Below are 18,779 nucleotides of genomic sequence, written 5' to 3'. Positions count from 1 at the left end.
AGAGGCGCGGAGGAAGGAGGGTTTGAGAGTTAAATTTTAAAGAGTCAATTTTTCTCTTTCTTCGCTGTCAGAAATTACTGTTGATTCTGATGTGAAAAGTTGAATTACAGCTAACTGGTTGAGTAACCACTCAATTAAATGGTTGAGATTATTTTCACCAAATAATTTCTCTATAGGAACTTGCACTTTCAAGTCATTTTCGATTTGAGTTTTGAATAAAAAACCCATCAAGGAACCAAGCAATAAAGTTAAAGGTTGCTGTTGTTCAATTTGTGAGACAGGTAGTTGTAATGAATGACTCAACCATTCCAACAAATAGGTTTCCAGCATTTGCCGTTGTTGTTGTAAAGAAACAGCCAAAAGTTGCTCTCTAGAAATGCTGCTTTTTTGTATTTCTGTCAGATAAATTTTTTCTGGTTCTTGAGTCAGGCTTAAAGGAGGGTTAGGAACACAACCAAGTGCGACATCACCCCAGCGCATGATTGTGGCGGCTGCCGTAGCTGATGCACCTTTCGTGTAAACTAAAACCAAGCTATTTTCGCTAATTTTACACTCATGGGCAGCATGATATAAATTAGCGATCGCCATTACCGGGCCAATATTTGCATATCTTGGATAGAGATTGATAGTCTTTGCTGCACTAATACCTAATGCTTGTGTACAAACATTGGTATACCAAGCAGTAGGAGTATTAAACGCAAAGAAATCGATGTCAGGCAAAGTTAACCCAGCCGCCGCCGCCGCACCTTCGCAGCAAGTACGCACAAAATCTACAGAGGTTTCAGCGAGTGTACTGACATTCGTACCTGTGCGAGTCCTGATTTGAGGCTGTCCTTGAGCATCTGTTACCAATTCATGCACATAAGCACCACAGGTTGCAGTTGTGCTGACAATTTTACTAGCTAAGATTCCTTGATTTGGTTTGAGTCTATCTACTAAAAAGGCTCCAGCACCATCGCCCATAGACCATGAGAGGCTATCAGTTTCGTCTACTGTTTGAGAACCGATGTGAGAGACAACAACCAAAGCATTGCGATATGCTCCCGTTTGAATAAGTGCATGGGCATTTTGTAAAGCTACCAAAGCACTAGAACAAGTTGACTCTAAATTCCAAGCCGGACAGTGCAACCCTAATTTCTGCGCCAGGTAAATAGCATTACCATGTCCCACCTGTTCCGGAAATACAGAAGCCACAATCATCAAATCCACCTCATGGGGAGATAGTTGTGCAGCATTGAGAGCGTCTTTAGCCGCCCGATATTCCAGGGTTAAGGAAGATTCATCGATATCAACCACCCGACGTTCAACATTACCCCTAAAAGGATCTGCTAAATATGGTGTGACAGCTTGTGACCAAATATCCAGAACATTAGGAGTAGAAATTGATTCCCTAAAACCAGACAGCCTTACCCTTCTTGGCTTTTCCTGTAGAATTAACTCCGGAAACTTCTCCAGCCAATACTCATTTGTCCGAATAATGCTCCCAAAACTAACAGCAAGTGAGCGAATACCGATTGCATCATTCATGATAATTCTAAATACTTTGCGTTCCTCTGCGCCTAACTCAGCGTTCCTCTGCGTTTAAAAACCTCAAATACTATTGAGAGCGATCGCACTAGCTGCGGCGTAATCAGCTACATGAGTAATGCTCACCAACCACTTAGCAATCCCTAAACGGTTAGCCAGTTCCCGATATTGACCATGCAATACTACTGATGGTTCACCTGTGAGTAGTCGCTGTACTTCTATATCCAGCCAAAAAATCTTTTGATTCAATTCCACTCCCAAGGCTTTGAGAATTGCTTTTTTGGCACAAAAACGACCCGCAAGCTGTTGAACCCCAGACATAATACTCCGTTCACTGGCTGTGAAATACTGCATAGCAAAATTTCTCTGGGTTTGTTCTGTGAGGGTTTTAATCTCAGCAGTCGCAACTATTTCTATGCCATACCCAATGATATACGGTGTATCAGGTACAGTCAGTATTGGTTTCATCTGGCTTCAGACTCCAACACTACGTTCGTCAACATAGTATTCATCTTGTTGACAGACTCGATATACTCTTTTTCTGGTACAGATTCAGCAACGATACCAGCACCAGCATTTAAGTAAATATGATTACCGTACTGATAAACAGAACGAATTGCGATCGCTAAATCTCCTGTACCACTACTATTCACCCAGCCAATACCCCCAGCATAAATTCCTCTGGGTTCGTCTTCTAAACGGTCAATCCATTTGAGTGCTTGTTGTTTATCAATTCCCGAAACGGTAATCCCTGGAAACAAAACCGTCAAAGCATCCCACAGGGTTTTTCCTGGTTGTAGTTGTCCGCCAACTCTCGATGATAAATGCTGCACACAACGATATTTTTTTACTTCCATGAAGTTGAACACTTGAATACTACCTGCTAAACACAGGGAAGCAATTTCACTTTGCGCTAACCAAATAGAAAGAGCGTGTTCTTTGACTTCTTTGGCATCAATAAATAGTTCGTGTGTGAGTTGTGTATCTTCTGTTTGATTTTCGCTTCTCGGTCTGGTTCCAGCTAGAGGATTAGTCACAATGAAACCATCGTCATAAACTTCGATTAAAGTTTCTGGGCTAAAGCCAACTGCGCGGACATCTCCAATATTCAAACAGTAGGAACGCGCGGCATTATTAACTTTTGCTCCAACTATATAGGTTCCCAATACATCTAAATTACCAGGAATTTTCACAGAGCGAGAAATAATTGCTTTCTGTAGTTCGTCCTTTTGGATGGCTGTAATTAACTCGCTAATCTTTTGCTGATAATTTGTGCGATCGCTAAAATCTAATCTCAAATCAGCAGCTTGATAATCTGGCAATTGAGCATCTAAAAGTAAAATTTCTTCAACTTGTTCAAGAGATTTTGTACTTTTGATACACACTCCTTCTTCAGTGAATATCAGTTCAATTTCTGGAATTAGAAAATATAGGTTATCTTGCTCTATTGATTTAGCATAATCTGAATAAAATCGAGCCATATCAAAAGCAACATAGCCATAAGCTGTCCAATCTTCAATCGGCAATTTCGCCAACATTTTCTCGACTTGCTTAAATGGCTCAGTTGCAGGCTCTGACAAAGATTTACCTACACCTTTCACAGAAACTAAATCTTGCGAAACTGATACTTTTGCTAATTCATTACCAGCAATCCTGATTTCATTTTTGCCCTCATACAAAACATAATTCTCAAAAATCCCAGCTTTTAGGAAATTTTGCAAAGCTACAAGATGATTCCTCCGACCAGAAATAAATTTACGCTTGTATTTGATTGCTGTCTGAAACTCTAATACCATCATTATGCCTCTGTTGGGAAATTATTTACAAACTTGTACCAGCAAGTAAACTGGAATTATTACTTAATAATCTGCGGTGAATTTTTCCGGTAGCAGTGCGCGGTAATTTTTCTACAAAGTAAACCTTTTTAGGAGCCTTAAAATTTGGCAGATTTTGTCTAGCAAACTGCCGAATATCCATTTCTATTTGTGGTGAAGCGGTTTGTCCCGACTTGAGACTGATATAAGCCACAATCTGCGTTAACTGTTCTTCATCATTAGACTCAGGGACAACAGCAACCTCTAGAATTTGGGGATGTTGATGTAATATATCCTCAATTTCCATTGGTGAGATCCACTGGCCATTGACTTTAAATAAATCATCATTGCGTCCCATAAAGTAAAAATAACCATCAGCATCCCGCAAATATTTATCTCCAGTCTTCATGGTGTCGCCATAAATCGCTTGGCGCGTTTGTTGTAACCGCTTCCAATAACCCCACATCAGGCTTTCTCCTCTAACTTGGAGATTACCAATTTCACCAGGAGAACAAGGTACACCATCGTCATCCAGAATTTGCACATCATAACCAGGAATGGGACAACCAGAACTTCCTGGTTTGCACCTTCCTATTTGATTAGAGAGAAATATATGTAAAAACTCAGTCGTACCAATACCTTCGCAAATTTCATGGTTGTATTTTTCTCGCCATTGCTGCCAAATGCTTTTGGGTAATTGTTCCGCCGCCGATGCACACAGTCTTAAGGAAGACACATCCAAAGGTGCGATTTCCCAGAGAGCCAAAATACCTGCATAAACACTCGGTATGCCAAACAAAATTGTCGGTCGATAACGGTGGATATCTGCAATTATGTCGAAGGCGTTACTAGCATCAGATAGCACACTAGCTGCACCTACCGCCATTGGCATATATAAGCTATTACCCAACCCATAGGCAAAAGGCATTTTTGCCACTGAATAGGTAATATCATCCTGACACAAACCTAGAGTTGCTTTACCATATCTTTCTGCACACACCACCATACTTTGATGCAGGTGAATTACGCCTTTAGGATTGCCTGTACTACCAGATGTATAGAGCCAGAAAGCTGGTTCATCGGGTGACGTTTCCGCACAAGGTAATAATTCATCTTGTTGAGTTAGCAGAGAAAGATAAGCATCTTTCAAGAGTACATGACGTAAATATTTTGATTGGATAGGAGCGAGTTTTTCTTGCCACTCTTGAGTAGTTAATAAAAGTTGGGCGCGAGAATCTTGCAGAACATATTGAATCTCATTGAGGCTACAAGTCGTATTAATGGGAACTGGTATGGCTCCTAGCCAAATTGCACCCCAAAAGCCAAAGACAAACTCTGGAGAATCGGGTAATAAAATTGCGATGCGGTTTTCTTGCTCTATACCAAGATTGGCAAGTAATCTCGCACTACGTCTGACGAGGCTGTTAACTTGTGCATAGTTATATGTTTCATTTTGATAATAAAAAGCTATTTTCTCGCTGCTTCCCTGTGCCAAGTTTCTGTCTAGGAAGTAAGCTGCAACGTTAAATATATCTGGTAACTGTTCAGAAATCATAGTCATTAGCTTTTCCTCTACTCCCTGACTTTCCCGCGCTCCTTTACAAAGCCCATAGCGTACCTCCCCCTTGTGGGTGGCTTTGTTTTCCCTGTTACCCGTTCCCTGTTCCTTGTTCCCCGTTCCCTTTCATAAAGCAATGACTTGAACTAATATATGTTGATTCCAATTGCACCAATTTGCCGACCAATTTTGAATGTCACGTTTTTTTGCCTGATAACTTGCTTGATTGTATAGATGAATAATTAGGCTCTGAGGTGTGATTTCAGCTTCAATGTCATTCCAATCAATGTCAACCAACCCAGTACCTAGAGCTTTACTTACAGCTTCTTTTGTGGCAAAGCAAATTGCATAATATTGATGAGAGTCATTAGCTGATTGACAGCGTTCGATTTCCTTAGCAGTAAAGATCAGATTTAAGGTTTCACTATCATATCGATCAACGATTCTGGCAATTCTCTGAATGGGTATGATATCTAAACCCAACCCTTTAATCTGTTGGTGTAACATGATTGGTATGATTTTGGGCGATCGCGTCTTGGACTTGATTGCAGACTTGAGCTAATGTCATGTCCTGCCGAGACTCTAGTTTCACACTCACACCTAGCGTGCGTTTTAATCCCAAGGCGATCTCTACTGCCTCTACAGAATCAAGTTGTAAATCTCTTTGCAATAAGGTGTCTTCACTAATTGACTCTTCTGGAATACCGAGATTTAGAAGGATCGATTTTAAAGTATCCATGACACTGCAAGTATTCTGTTCACCAGAGGTAACTGGAGAAACACTAGAGGAATTTTCTTGTCGGTTGTCTATAGATTGACACATATTACACCTTGGGAACTGAGATGCACACGCGAATTTGTTCAGCTTCACCAGCTTGCTTGACTTCTAAATCAAGTCGATGTGCTGTTGTTAACTTTATTCTTGGATGAGAATAAACTTTGGTGTTGCTTGATATCGAACAACTCGGAGGTTAGATAGAGCTTATTGCAAATAATTTTTAGCTAGCCTCAAAATTATTTAATAGGAAGTTATTGCATTTAGCAAGGGGCAATATATATAAAAAAATTATAATCTCATTGAAAAAAAAAGGCTTTAACTTATGATTTTCATAGACTGAGCCTAATCTCAGTGAACCCAAAGCTGTCTATTTTCTCTGCTGAGGTTAAAGTATTTAACTTACTTAGTATTATTTAAATTAAGTCTTGAGCTTGTAAATACTTTTAAAATAAGCTTTTAGGTATATATTAAGTATTTTTAGAGTGTTTTATTTAACTCGCTTATTATTTTTGGCTTAAGTATTAGCCGCAAAAAAATTATTAAGCGAAATTAACACTGCAACAAATTATCAATAGTTCATGTAAAATTGATTTGCAATTAAATTGACTAACTTGCAAAATAGCTAAGAATCAATTTCAATAACTTAAGAGGTTCGTGTCATTAACAAAAATCACATGACACGATGAATGATGAGGGAAGTAATGAAACCAGAGCAAATCTTGCAAAGCTTGTTGTTGGCAGTCTCAGTTGGTGTGTTCATGGCCAATCCAGCCCAAGGAACAAAGACGAACCAGCAATCAGAACTGCGACAGAAACGGGATATTTTGCAAATCAACCAACCATCTCTACTGACTCAAGGGGGTTCGCAACAAGTTATTCCAGTGACTGGAGTCCAAGTGAATTCCACTGCTCAGGGTGTGGAGATAATTTTACAGACTACTTTAGGTGATCAGTTACAAGTTAAGCCTAGAAGTGAAGGTAATACATACATTGCAGAGATCAATAATGCTCAACTGCGTTTATCTAGTGGTGAGACATTTCGCCAAGAAAACCCAGTAGCAGGAATTGCAGAAATTACGGTTAACAACCAAAATCCTAATACTATATTAGTCACAGTCAGAGGCGAAACAAGCTTACCGCAAGTCGAATTGTTTGATAGTGACGAAGGCTTGATTTTGGGTTTGATAACTACTGCATCTGCAACCCCACCACCAGAAAAACAGCCAGAAACAGAAGTAGCACCCACGCCTACACCAGAAACGGAAACCCCAGTCCAACCACCATCAGCAGAGTCGAATGAACCAATAGAACTAGTGGTAACAGGCGATCGCGATGCTGGCTACAACACATTAAACGCTACTACTGGGACAAGAACCGATACCCCACTGCGAGACATACCACAATCGATTCAGGTGATTCCGCGCCGGGTGATTGAAGATCAACAAGTCATCAGATTGGATGAAACTCTCAACAACGTCAGTAATGTTATTGCTGGTGGGTTTGATACATTCTCAGAAGCAAGATATACAATTCGGGGATTTGATAACGCGCCAGTATTGATAGATGGATTTAGACAATTTGCTTTTCCAGAGGTGCCAGAAACAGCCAATTTAGAACGCGTCGAAATCCTCAAAGGCCCAGCCTCTATTTTATATGGACAGATTCAACCCGGTGGGATCATTAACGCTGTCACCAAAAAACCTCTAGCAGAGCCTTTTTACGAAGCAGAAGTCCAGTTTGGTAACTATGGTTTGATTAGACCACGCATTGATATTTCTGGCTCTTTGAATGATGATCCCAGCCTGCTGTATAGACTGAACCTTTCTTATCTGAATAATGAAAGTTTCCGAGGTTTTGACGAGAACTTTCAGCAATATTTCGTTGCACCCGTATTAGCTTGGAAATTAGGCGAAAATACAGATTTTACCCTGGAAGCACAGTATTCTAACCGTAGACGGCCATTTGATGCTGGTTTAGTAGCTTCTGGAAGAGGTGTGATTGATGTTCCACGCGATCGCATCATCAATGAACCAGACGACTATATTGAGCGGACATTTATTAGCACTGGATACTCACTAGAGCATCGTTTTAGTGATAACTGGACATTTCGCAATGGATTTCGCTACTCCACAAGTAAAGTTTATAGCGATCGCTTGACGATTACTACTAACTTTGATGAAACCACAGGTATTGTAGATCGTGTTTATGCCCTGGATGATTTCTATTCTGACGATTATTCTTTACAGTCAAATGTTATAGGTAAATTCTCTACAGGTAGCATCAAACATACCCTCTTGTTTGGTCTGGATTTGAATCGCACTAACTCCAGTAGCTTTGCCACCTCTAATTTCTTTACTCCCTCACAATTGAATATCTTCAATCCTGTCTACAGAGCTACACCCCGAACAGGTTTAGATATTTTGCTGCTAGATAGAAAATCTGTCACAGATAGATTAGGTATTTATCTCCAAGATGAAATAGCCTTCTTTGATAGTCTCAAATTACTAGCTGGGATACGCTACGAAACTGTCAAGCAAGACATCACAAATCAACCATCACTGTTTTATCCAGGCGGTGATACCAGTCAATTCAATGATGCTTTCACTCCCCGTATCGGGATTGTGTATCAACCATTAAAAGAAGTATCGCTTTATGCCAGCTACTCCCAATCATTTAATCCGAATGTTGATCAGTTCGATGTAAATGGTAATCCTCTAGAACCAGAAAGAGGTGAAGGGTACGAAGTTGGTGTCAAAACTGAGTTACTAGAAGGTAAACTTTCAGCAACTATTTCGTACTTTGACATTACTAAACAAAACGTTGCAACAACGGATTTGAATTTTCCAGGTTTGGGTATTTCTATCGCTACAGGTGAACAACGTAGCCGAGGTTTTGAATTCGATGTTAGCGGAGAAATTCTTCCAGGATGGAATGTTATCGCCGCTTATGCCTATACAGATGCAGAAGTCACAGCAGACAATACTATTCCCATCGGAAATAGACTGGCAGGAGTTCCGAAATATAGTGCTAGTTTATGGACAACCTATGAAATTCAACGTGGTAATTGGCAAGGTTTAGGCTTTGGTGTGGGCTTTAACTATGTGGGAGAGCGTCAAGGCGACCTAGACAACAGCTTTGAACTAGATAGTTATTTTCTAACTAATGCTGGCATTTTTTACCGCCGAGATAACTGGCGTTTTGCTCTCAACTTCAAGAATATCTTTGATGTTGACTACATCAGTGGTGTACCTTTTGGCAGAAATAGCGGTATTTATCCCGGCGAACCTTTTACTGTAATTGGTTCAGTTTCAGTGCGTTTTTAACTCTCATCTTCTGCCTAGCAAAAAATTAGCGAGACTCTGTCTGTTGTAATTAGCATTAACAGAGCTTCAAAAAATTTGGCTTGCTTGGCAGTAGTCATGATATTAAATCAAAGTCCCCTTTTTTAAGGGGAGGGTTAGATGCAGTTTTAAATAGAATTGGCATAAAGTGCTTATGTACAAAAAAAACTCAATTGCCACAATTAATCAAATTGGGGACGGTTTTTCCGGGATTTCCAAATCATAAAGCTGGATGCAACTAGTAAAGATAAACCTGAAATTGTCGGTTCTGGTACTTGAGTAATTACTAATGAGAGGTTGTCAGCGTAAGCATCATTGACTCGACCTCTAGAATAATTCGCATTCAAAATTACATTGATTTGACGTGTTCCAACGGGTACAAAGCCATTAGTTGATTGTAAAAACAACCCTGTAGTATTGTTTCTATCTGCTGCACTGGGTGCAGAAATGCTGGCTACACCTAGAGATTGGCTGTTTTGATCTAAAAAGGTAATATTGAGTGCGGCAATATCATTATCGGTAGCATAACCACCTAACCAAGCACTCAAATCAAAAGCTGCTCTCCCAGTATCAATCACGGAGGCTAGACTATTTACATCAATAAATTGGAAAGCACTAGCAGAGGCTCTACCCGCACCACCAAAAAAGAGATTTTCACCCCTATTACTTGGCCCTGGAACATCAACCGCAGGTAAGGTAACGCTGACTAAATTACCCAAGCCATTAACAAAATTAAATCCTGTGGCACCATATTTAATAACACTGAATTCACCAGTTGTAGTCCAACCTGGAATCAAGGGAATGTCAGCACCTACTGCATTACCGATGGAGTCTCCTAATCCCTGTTCTGCATCACCATTAACAATTAAATTTTGACCTAGTGTGGCAGCGTGAGTAGACTGAGAAAGTAAAATACTAGATGCTAATCCGGCTATTAAAGAAAAACTTATTTTGTGCATATTTTGTGAGATTTTTGGCAAGATAATTGGATTCAATGTTGCTTTTTGTGAAGTTGATAGTTTCTCTATAAAAGCGATAGTTAAACTTTGGTATTAGCCATTGATTTTCTCCTACGAGATAAATTCCTCTGCACTGCAAAAGCTACAGTCAAAGCTAGTAAACTAGCAGATGCGCCCTGATGTTCTGGAATAGAGGTAGAAGGATTACCAAATCCATACTTTGTTAAAATTGCTTGTCCTTTTGGAGAAAGAATATATGCAGCTAATTTTTCCCCATCTGGATCAGCATTTTTGATGACAGTTAAACCATAATCAGCCTTTGTCGCTAAATAATTCGGTAACTCTATTATTTGTAAATCTTTACCTGCTTCTAGTTGTTGAGCAGAATTACCACTGGTGTAATAAGCTAAAAAGATATCTGCTAGGGGATTGGTTTTGAGGAAATAGATGAGATTATTTTCTCCGGTAGGAACTGGCGGTGCAGAGGGATTCCCACCTACTAATTGCAAGGCTTTGGTTTTGAGAATTTGCGAGCTACCTGGTTTAATGGCATCGGCCTTATCAAATATCTGCCAGGCGTAGTCTCCAGAAGGATCAGCTAGTGGTGTTGATGTGCCTACTTTAATGTTTGAATCGAGTAAGAAGTCTAATATATTATCTGATGTGACACCAGTTAACCCTGGTCTGACAATAGCAACCATACGATTGCTAGTGAAGTTCTGGACGGGATGACTCAACCCTTGTTGGAATAGTTGTTGGGGATTTCCTAAATCAGCACTGGCAAAGACATCTGCGGTTGACAAATTTCTTGATAGTTCATCTTCTATTTTGGCTCTTGTTAAACCGGAAGGGCCAAAGTAAGTATCTACAGTGATACCGTACTCCGTTGTAAAGGCTTGTGCTACCTCTGTTAAACTATTTCGCAAACTACCAGCCCCATATAGGGTAACGGCAAATACTGGAGTTGGTAATGTAACATTGACAGCACAAGCTATCAATGAAAAGGCAAGAAACTGCTTTTTCATGGTTGGTGTTATGGTGATGCGACGTTCATACTACCAGTTGAGTATTTGGTAATTCCGACTCAAATGGTAGCTTGACTGAGCTTAAAAGCCTTTTATTTTAAGGAACACTAGTTATTGAATAGATGCGAATACTTTACCAATTAGGTTGGTATAAATCAATCGGTAAAGTTAGGAAATTATAACAATTTAGCGATCGCCCAAAAATATATTGAGATAAATTAAGTAGCAAAAACTACTTGCAAAGACAAAAAATGTATACTAATTTATCTTAATACCAATATAATTGGTAGCGCGTTTTTCAGGTGTGAGGTCAATGTCAAATATCGTTTGGAAGTCTTTGTACATAGCTCCTATGGTGCTGGGAGTGAATTTGCTCATAACTCAAGTTGCAGCAGCATCACCAGAAGACACTACACAGGAGGTGGAAGCACAAGAAGATGTTAGTCATAACGCAGCGATGAGTCAGGTAACATCGGTTTCACAACTATCAGATGTGCAACCGACAGATTGGGCTTTTCAAGCATTGCAATCTCTAGTTGAGCGTTACGGTTGTATTGCGGGATATCCCAACAGCACCTTTCGGGGTGAGCGCGCCATGACTCGTTATGAGTTTGCGGCTGGTTTAAATGCTTGTTTAAATCGGATTAATGAACTGATTGGGACAAGTACGGCGGATTTAGTCACAAAAGAAGACTTAGCAACTTTACAAAAACTGCAAGAAGAGTTTGCAGAAGGACTCGCAGAACTGCGGGGGAGAGTCGATGGTTTAGAAGGACGTACAGCCATCCTAGAAAGTCAACAATTTTCTGCCACTACCAAGTTGAATGCAGAGATAATTTTGACCTTTGGTGGTGTTTTTGGTGAAGATAGAGCCTTAAACTCTGACCAATGGCGAACTATTAATGCTCAACCTGCTGGTGCAAGGCGAGAAGCGGCGAAGAATAATGCCTATGGTAGTGCAGGTAGAGATTTACAAGATAATGCTATTTTGAGCGATCGCGTTCGTTTAAATCTAGTCTCTAGCTTCACCGGTAAAGACCGCTTGTTCGCTCGTCTAGAAGCTAATAACACCACAGCTTTTAATGCTCCAGTCACAGGAACTAATATGAGTCGTCTGGGGTGGGACGCAACTAATAACCTAGATAACAGCGTGCAGTTAGGTAAGTTATTTTATCGTTTTCCTGTGGGCGATCGCCTCAACGTGATTATTGATGCCATTGGCGGCGAGTTTTACGATAACTTCAACACCGTTAACCCTCTTTTAGCATCAGCTCCCACTGGTGCAATCTCACGCTTTGGTCGTTTCTCCCCGATTTACCGGTCTAGTAACACTGGCTCTGCGAGTAATACAGGTTCGGGAATTAGTGCAATTTTCCAGTTAAATGATGCTGTCACCTTGTCGGCGGGATATATTGCTAGACGGGGTAGTGAACCGACACCAGGGAGAGGCCTATTTGATGGTAGTTATGGAGCATTGGCGCAGTTAGAATTTAAACCCAATAAAGACTTTACTCTCGGTTTGAGCTATGCCCACTCTTACCTAAGCGGTGGTGCTGGAGATGTCACAGTTTCTGGTGCTTATGGTAGTGCCTTTGCAAATACTCCCTTTGGGGCTGGGGTGGCGACTTCTGCCAATCACTACAGTTTGCAAAGTAGTTATACTTTAAATCCCCAATTTATTGTCTCTGGATGGGTGGGATATACTCAAGCTATAGCTGAAGTCAGTTCCGGTGCAAACGTTAATCGTGGTGATCAGGCAGATATTTGGAATTGGGCTGTGACTTTCGCCTTTCCTGATTTGGGTAAAAAGGGGAATTTGGGCGGTTTAATTTTTGGACAGCCACCGAAAGTTACCAGTAATGATTTCGGCCCTGCTGTCTTAACTCCTACTAGTAACCGCCGTGAAGATACAGATACATCTTTCCATGTGGAAGCTCTGTATCGCTATCAAGTTAATAGTAATATCTCAATTACACCAGGGTTAATTGTCATCTTTAATCCCGAACATAACAGTAATAACGATACCATTTATACAGGTGTTGTAAGGACTACATTCAGGTTTTAGGGGTGTAGGGGTTGAGGGGTTGAGGGGTTGAGGGGTGTAAGGGTTTAGGGGTGTGAGGGTATGAATTTGAAAGAAGCTTTTTTCCATGCCCCATACCTTATTGCCCATTCTTGTTTCAATTATATAGTTATTTAGTTATAAAAAATACAGTCATCAAAAAAAATCTGCTCTACCTTGAAAGAGACTGCTGAAATAGCTGCATTCTAATAATTGGGGACTGAGAATTTTAGATTTTGGATTTTGGATTTTAGATTGAATCCAATCCACAATCCAAAATTGAAAGGCTGGGAAAGCGGGGGAGGAAAAACCTCACTCAGAACTTAGCACAGGCTAAACGCCCCGCTTCCGCTAACAGCACTCAGCACTCATCACTCTCCAGTCAGAGTATAGACAATAGATTACAGGTAAACTAATGTGGGAAAGTGCTATTACGGCATATTTACATTATCTGGGCTTCATGCTGGCTTTCGGGGCGTTGGTGGTTGAAAGTCAGAATTTGAAGAAAGATATCAGCCTCAAAGAAGCGTGGAGAGTGGTAATAGCAGATGCTATTTATGGTCTATCGGCTGTCACAATTCTGATTACGGGTATATTGAGGGTGATTTATTTTGGTAAAGGCAGTGATTATTATCTGAGCAATCCAGTCTTTTACATTAAAGTCAGTCTTTTTATTCTGGTGAGTTTGTTGTCTTTATATCCCACTTTTTCATTTCTGTCGTGGATTAAGAATTTACTAGATAATCAACCCCCTAAAACGGAATTACCCCAACTACAACGACTAACTTGGCTAATTAGGGGGGAATTAGTCGGGTTTGCGTTGATTCCCTTATTGGCGGCGGTTTTAGCGCGAGGAATTCGGATTTGGTAAATATCAGAATTGAGGAAGTACGCTACTTTAGTAAGTGGGCTTTACTTTCAAGGAGAATCACTCATGTTTCCATTTTGGATGAACCCCTGCTGTCATTCTGAATCGACTACTCAAAAATCCTACCGCCAGCATCAATTAGAATTCTTGAAATGGATGCGGGATAGCCTGGAAACTCGGTTAGCTGCTGTCAATGCAGCAATTGCTACGATGGAACGGCAAATGAGCGAAAATAACTCCCCTAATCAACCATCCTGATATTCATCCCGAATTGCTTGCCAACAGCCGCACGAAAGCAGTAATTAAAACTACAACAAGGAATATATTTGAGTGATGAGGAATGTACTTTCAGACGCAGCGATCGCTAAACTCATTGAAGAGGACGTTCCCTATTTTGATTTGACAACATTGGGACTCGGTATTGGCAAGCAACCGGGTGAAATCGAGTTCTATTCCCGTCATCCAATGGTAGTCTGTGCCACGGAGGAAGCCGCTAAAGTGTTTGAGGCGTGTGGTGCTAAGGTTCTTTGTCTGGTGGAAAGCAGCACTACCTTGGCAGACAAACAACTCATCTTCAAAGCCACAGGTACAGCAGAAGCTCTGCACATTGGCTGGAGAATTGCCCTAAATTTGATGGAATACGCTTCCGGTATTGCTACTCGTACCAATAATTTGGTGAAAGCAGCACAAAAAGTCAATCCATCAGTGGGAGTTGTGGGAACGCGGAAAGTATTTCCCGGTACGCGTGCGCTATCTGTCAAGGCTATCTTAGCGGGTGGCGCAATTCCTCACCGCTTGGGGTTGTCTGAGACGATTTTGATTTTCAAGGAACATTTGACTTATTTGGGTGGAATGCCGGGACTTTTGGAACGCTTACCGGAACTCAAACAACGCTTTCAGGAACACAAAATTGCGATGGAAGTAGAAACTATCACTGATGCGTGGGCGATCGCACAAACCGGAGTTGATATGATTCAGTTTGATAAGGTTTCCTGCGCTGAACTCAAGCCTGTAGTACCGTCATTCAAAAATCAGTATCCCCAGATTAAACTAGCTGTCGCTGGGGGAATTAACTTAGACAACGTTCAAGATTACGCCAGCACAGGAGTTGATTTACTAGTTACCAGCTTTCCCTATTTTGGCAAACCTGCTGATATTGGCGCGAAAATGTTGACTTTGGAATGATAGATACAATTTAGAAAAAATTTCTATTTTGTAACTAATGTAAATCCTTTTTCATTGCTATTCATCCCCAGATTCCGCTTCACTTCACATGGGAATGAATAGCGTTCAATATAAACGGTCTATATCAATAGAAAATGTTTTCGTAAAAACATGACAAATCGCGTTTAAATACATTAATTCAGATATTTATCGTTCATCAATCAAGCTTTTAAATGTGATATTTTTGGAGAAAATCTTCATTTAATCTTTAAAAGTAAACAAAATATTAAGTTATGAGATTTTTAACCAATTTTACTCAATAATTTCTCTGTGTTTTGTAATTTACTGAAGGTGATTGATGAGGTAAATTTTTCAGTCTATAGGTGGATTTACAATTAAATTACTATGCAAATAGAGTCAATTTAATTCTAGAAAAAGCCTATAAGAACGAAATTTACCTAATCAATTACCTTGAAAATTATGATTACGCAAACCCTGAATTAAAGCATTTTGTTTCCTATTATGTACACAATTAATTCTCAGCTAGAAATTCAAGACAATGCCAAGAGTTGTCTTGCAGGTAAAAATGCTTTACCTAGATTGAGTAAATTAAGCAATGCGATAGTCGCTACATTTAATGATTTGGCTGGAAGTGCTGTTTTAGTTAGTGACTGGAAGTTTTTTATGAGTCACGGTATAAGTATGTCGAATGCTAGTGTGCTGCCGGTAGAAATTAGTAAAACCAGCGATCGCTTCATCTATGATCAAGCCACTGCTAATTTGCTCTTTGATACTAATGGATTGGATGGTAATACATAAATGCAAATTGCCTAACTGACAACTAAAGCATTGCTGAACAATAGTTGTATCACTGTCTTTGCATAGCTTGAGGCAGAGATGTTTTCTGTCTGCGATGCAGCAGGTGATCACCTTTTGATGACAACAATAGTTGTTGTTTTAGATACTTTTTGGCAAAAAGTTAGTACGTAAATCCATTTTTTCACTCAATACTAAATACTATGTCTACAATCAAATTTTCCCTAACAAACTCTATTCAAACAGCCTCTAAGCCATATCTTATTAGAGATTTTAATCAAAGTGGCTTAAGTTTAACCGCCTTCAAGGACACCCTGTATTTAATAGAAAATATAGTAGGTGGTGCTTCGATTTATCAAATTAACAACGATACTGGTGAAATATCTGCTGTAGGAGGCATCGAGGGCAATCAATTAAGATTTATTGTTCTCAATGAGAGACTTTACGGTCTCATTTCATACCCTTTTGGGGGTTATACTGGAATTGGTAAAGTAAATATTTCTACAAGTCGTTTAGTCATTGAGCAAAGAATTGACTTTATAACTTCTCCTTTTCTGAATGAAACTAACGGCACATACTACTTTCAAAGTTTTAACTATAGTAACGATACTATATCAGTGTGGAAAATTGACAATAATACAGGGAATTTTGTCGAACTTCTCGTCCGTAATTATCCTAGCGATGATTATCCTAGTTTTATTGACGATTATGTAGAATTTAATGACACTGTGTACTTTACCACTGGAAATACTGACAGTTCATTAAAGTCATTGTGGAAAATTGACAACTCCACAGGCAACGAAGTGTTAATAACTGATATTAATACAGGATCTAATGATGACTACACAGTAGGTACATTGTTCAACTTGAATGGTGTATTGTACTTTGTTGCTAGTGACAGCAACTACGGCACTGAGTTATGGAAATTAGATTCTTCAGATAACCCTCAGCGAGTGACAGATATCAATCCTGGTGCTGGTTCTGCTTCACCCAAAAATTTTGTCAGTTTTAATAATACCCTGTACTTCATTGCGAATGACGGCACTACAGGAGAGGAGTGGTGGAAGATAGATAACACCACAGGCAAAGCTGTGCAGGTTGAAGACATCAATCCTGGTGCTGGTTCTATTGCCATTGATCAACAATTCACCCTCAATGACGCGTTTTACTTCTCTGCTGACGATGGAATTACTGGTATAGAGTTATGGAAGATAGACCCCATTACGGATGATGCAGTAAGGCTCACAGATATTAATCCTGGTTCTGGTTCTGCTAATCTTTACAACCTCACTAATGTTAATGGCACGCTTTACTTCTACGCCTATGCCAACCCTGAATCTATCAATAATGGATTATGGAAGATTGATAACACTGGCAAAGCAGTGCGATTTGTGGACACCTTACCGGAGTCTGGGTTAAGCAATATTGGAATTCCTACTGTTATTAATGGCAAGCTTTACTTTAGGGCATATAACGCTACCTACGGCTTTGAATGGTGGGAATTTGATGAAAGTTCTAATCAGTTAAGAATACTCACAGATGCTATCAGTCCTGGAACTCAGTCTTCTAATATTTTCGGATTGGCATACCTTAATGGCAAGCTTTACTTCGACAATGATGGTCAACTATGGGCATTAGACCTGAATTCTGATGCCATTACAGGTACTTCTGCTTCCGAAACGGTCAACGGTACTGATAGCAACGATGTCATTTATGGCTTAAATGGCAATGATCAACTACTAGGCAAAGCTGGCAATGATATTTTGTCTGGTGGTGCTGGTCATGATACCCTCGACGGAGGTCTTGGTGCTGATACTTTAGTTGGTGGCACAGGAAACGATATTTACTACGTAGATAATCTTGGCGATGTCATCGTTGAAGAAGCCAATGCAGGTACAGATTTAGTGCAAGCCGCCATTAGCTGGCAGTTGGGAGATCATTTAGAAAACTTAGTGTTGACTGGTACTACCTCTATTAATGGCACTGGCAATAGTCGCAATAACGTCCTCACGGGTAACTCGGCAGCTAACGTTCTCTCAGGTGGGGATGGCAATGATTGGCTATTTGGGTTGGCTGGTCATGACACCCTCAACGGGAACAATGGTAATGACATCCTCAATGGTGGTAAAGGTAACGATATCTACTACGTAGATAATCTTGGCGATGTCATCGTTGAAGAAGCCAATGCAGGTACAGATTTAGTGCAAGCCGCCATTAGCTGGCAGTTGGGAGATCATTTAGAAAACTTAGTGTTGACTGATACTACCTCTATTGATGGCACTGGTAATAGTCGCAATAACGTCCTCACGGGTAACTCGGCAGCTAACGTTCTCTCAGGTGGGGATGGCAATGATTGGCTATTTGGGTTGGCTGGTCATGACACCCTCAACGGGAACAATGGTAATGACATCCTCAATGGTGGTAAAGGTAATGATTTACTCATCGGTGGTAGAGGAAATGATTCTTTGACTGGAGATGCTGGCAGAGATAGTTTTCAATTAAGTCTGCCTGTGGTTGATGATTTTGATACCATTACCGATTTCAGTATTACTGATGACAAGATTCTCCTCTCCAAAGCAGAGTTTGGTTTAACTCAAGGCTTGGGTGTGCTGAATGCGAGTGCGTTTCGTTTGGGAACTAGTGCAACCACGGCGAGCGATCGCTTGATCTATGACCAAGCTACAGGTAATTTATTCTTTGATACTGATGGCTTGAGTGGAAATACACAAGTCCAGATTGCTCAACTGACAACTAAACCATTGCTGAGTAATACTCACATCACAATAATCGCATAGCTTGAGGCAGAGATAGTTTATGTCTGTAGTGCAGCAGGCGATCGCCTTTTTATGACATAAGCAATCCGTTAT

The 18,779-nt window shown here is 40.3% G+C and carries 15 protein-coding genes; 7 read left to right on the top strand and 8 right to left on the bottom strand.

The window, feature by feature from the left end; all coding sequences use genetic code 11:
* Positions 1–36: 36 nt before the first annotated feature.
* The 6 genes from ACQFX9_RS15930 to ACQFX9_RS15905 form a co-directional block, all read right to left on the bottom strand.
* Complete coding sequence (locus tag ACQFX9_RS15930; RefSeq protein WP_427156897.1) at positions 37–1,527, bottom strand: 3-oxoacyl-[acyl-carrier-protein] synthase III C-terminal domain-containing protein; 1,491 nt, start codon at positions 1,525–1,527, stop codon at positions 37–39.
* Positions 1,528–1,590: 63 nt separating this feature from the next.
* Complete coding sequence (gene acpS, locus ACQFX9_RS15925; protein WP_427156896.1) at positions 1,591–1,995, bottom strand: holo-ACP synthase; 405 nt, start codon at positions 1,993–1,995, stop codon at positions 1,591–1,593.
* The gene (locus ACQFX9_RS15920) at positions 1,992–3,326 is read right to left on the bottom strand and encodes a salicylate synthase (protein ID WP_427156895.1); all 1,335 of its coding nucleotides are present in this window, start codon (positions 3,324–3,326) and stop codon (positions 1,992–1,994) included. The genes acpS and ACQFX9_RS15920 overlap by 4 nt, the downstream gene beginning before the upstream one ends.
* Positions 3,327–3,348: 22 nt before the next feature.
* On the bottom strand, positions 3,349–4,902 hold the full coding sequence (locus tag ACQFX9_RS15915) for a benzoate-CoA ligase family protein (protein ID WP_427156894.1): 1,554 nt from the start codon (positions 4,900–4,902) through the stop codon (positions 3,349–3,351).
* Between the two features lie 123 nt (positions 4,903–5,025).
* Entirely contained in the window at positions 5,026–5,406 is a 381-nt protein-coding gene (locus ACQFX9_RS15910) for a holo-ACP synthase (protein WP_427156893.1), read from the bottom strand.
* Complete coding sequence (locus tag ACQFX9_RS15905) at positions 5,387–5,722, bottom strand: acyl carrier protein (RefSeq protein ID WP_427156892.1); 336 nt, start codon at positions 5,720–5,722, stop codon at positions 5,387–5,389. Before ACQFX9_RS15905 ends, ACQFX9_RS15910 begins: the two co-directional genes overlap by 20 nt.
* A gap of 656 nt (positions 5,723–6,378) precedes the next feature.
* Here ACQFX9_RS15905 and ACQFX9_RS15900 point away from each other — a divergent pair.
* Complete coding sequence (locus ACQFX9_RS15900) at positions 6,379–9,000, top strand: TonB-dependent siderophore receptor (RefSeq protein WP_427156891.1); 2,622 nt, start codon at positions 6,379–6,381, stop codon at positions 8,998–9,000.
* A gap of 200 nt (positions 9,001–9,200) precedes the next feature.
* Here the strand turns inward: ACQFX9_RS15900 and ACQFX9_RS15895 are convergent, their stop codons facing one another.
* Entirely contained in the window at positions 9,201–9,977 is a 777-nt protein-coding gene (locus ACQFX9_RS15895) for a PEP-CTERM sorting domain-containing protein (RefSeq protein WP_427156890.1), read from the bottom strand.
* A gap of 80 nt (positions 9,978–10,057) precedes the next feature.
* A complete protein-coding gene (locus tag ACQFX9_RS15890) occupies positions 10,058–11,002 on the bottom strand; it encodes a molybdate ABC transporter substrate-binding protein (protein WP_427156889.1) in 945 nt (314 codons plus the stop codon).
* A 313-nt stretch (positions 11,003–11,315) separates the two neighbouring features.
* Between ACQFX9_RS15890 and ACQFX9_RS15885 the strand changes: the two genes are divergently transcribed.
* The 6 genes from ACQFX9_RS15885 (at position 11,316) to ACQFX9_RS15860 (ending at position 18,707) form a co-directional block, all read left to right on the top strand.
* Positions 11,316–13,067, top strand: a complete 1,752-nt coding sequence (locus ACQFX9_RS15885; protein ID WP_427156888.1) for an iron uptake porin — start codon at positions 11,316–11,318, stop codon at positions 13,065–13,067.
* 412 nt (positions 13,068–13,479) lie between these two features.
* Positions 13,480–13,935 (top strand): DUF2214 family protein, encoded by a 456-nt coding sequence (locus ACQFX9_RS15880; RefSeq protein ID WP_427156887.1) that lies wholly within the window; start codon positions 13,480–13,482, stop codon positions 13,933–13,935.
* A 63-nt stretch (positions 13,936–13,998) separates the two neighbouring features.
* Positions 13,999–14,190, top strand: coding sequence for a hypothetical protein (locus ACQFX9_RS15875; RefSeq protein ID WP_427156886.1), 192 nt, complete (start codon positions 13,999–14,001; stop codon positions 14,188–14,190).
* A gap of 75 nt (positions 14,191–14,265) precedes the next feature.
* Positions 14,266–15,117, top strand: coding sequence for a ModD protein (gene modD / locus ACQFX9_RS15870; protein ID WP_427156885.1), 852 nt, complete (start codon positions 14,266–14,268; stop codon positions 15,115–15,117).
* 501 nt (positions 15,118–15,618) lie between these two features.
* On the top strand, positions 15,619–15,915 hold the full coding sequence (locus ACQFX9_RS15865; RefSeq protein WP_427156884.1) for a hypothetical protein: 297 nt from the start codon (positions 15,619–15,621) through the stop codon (positions 15,913–15,915).
* A gap of 200 nt (positions 15,916–16,115) precedes the next feature.
* A complete protein-coding gene (locus tag ACQFX9_RS15860; protein WP_427156883.1) occupies positions 16,116–18,707 on the top strand; it encodes a hypothetical protein in 2,592 nt (863 codons plus the stop codon).
* Positions 18,708–18,779: the final 72 nt, after the last annotated feature.

Origin of the sequence: Aliinostoc sp. HNIBRCY26, assembly GCF_050235535.1 — a bacterium.
Lineage (GTDB): Bacteria > Cyanobacteriota > Cyanobacteriia > Cyanobacteriales > Nostocaceae > Trichormus.
The sequence above is the reverse complement of the archived record's forward strand: the minus strand, read 5'-3'. Positions and strand labels throughout refer to the sequence as shown.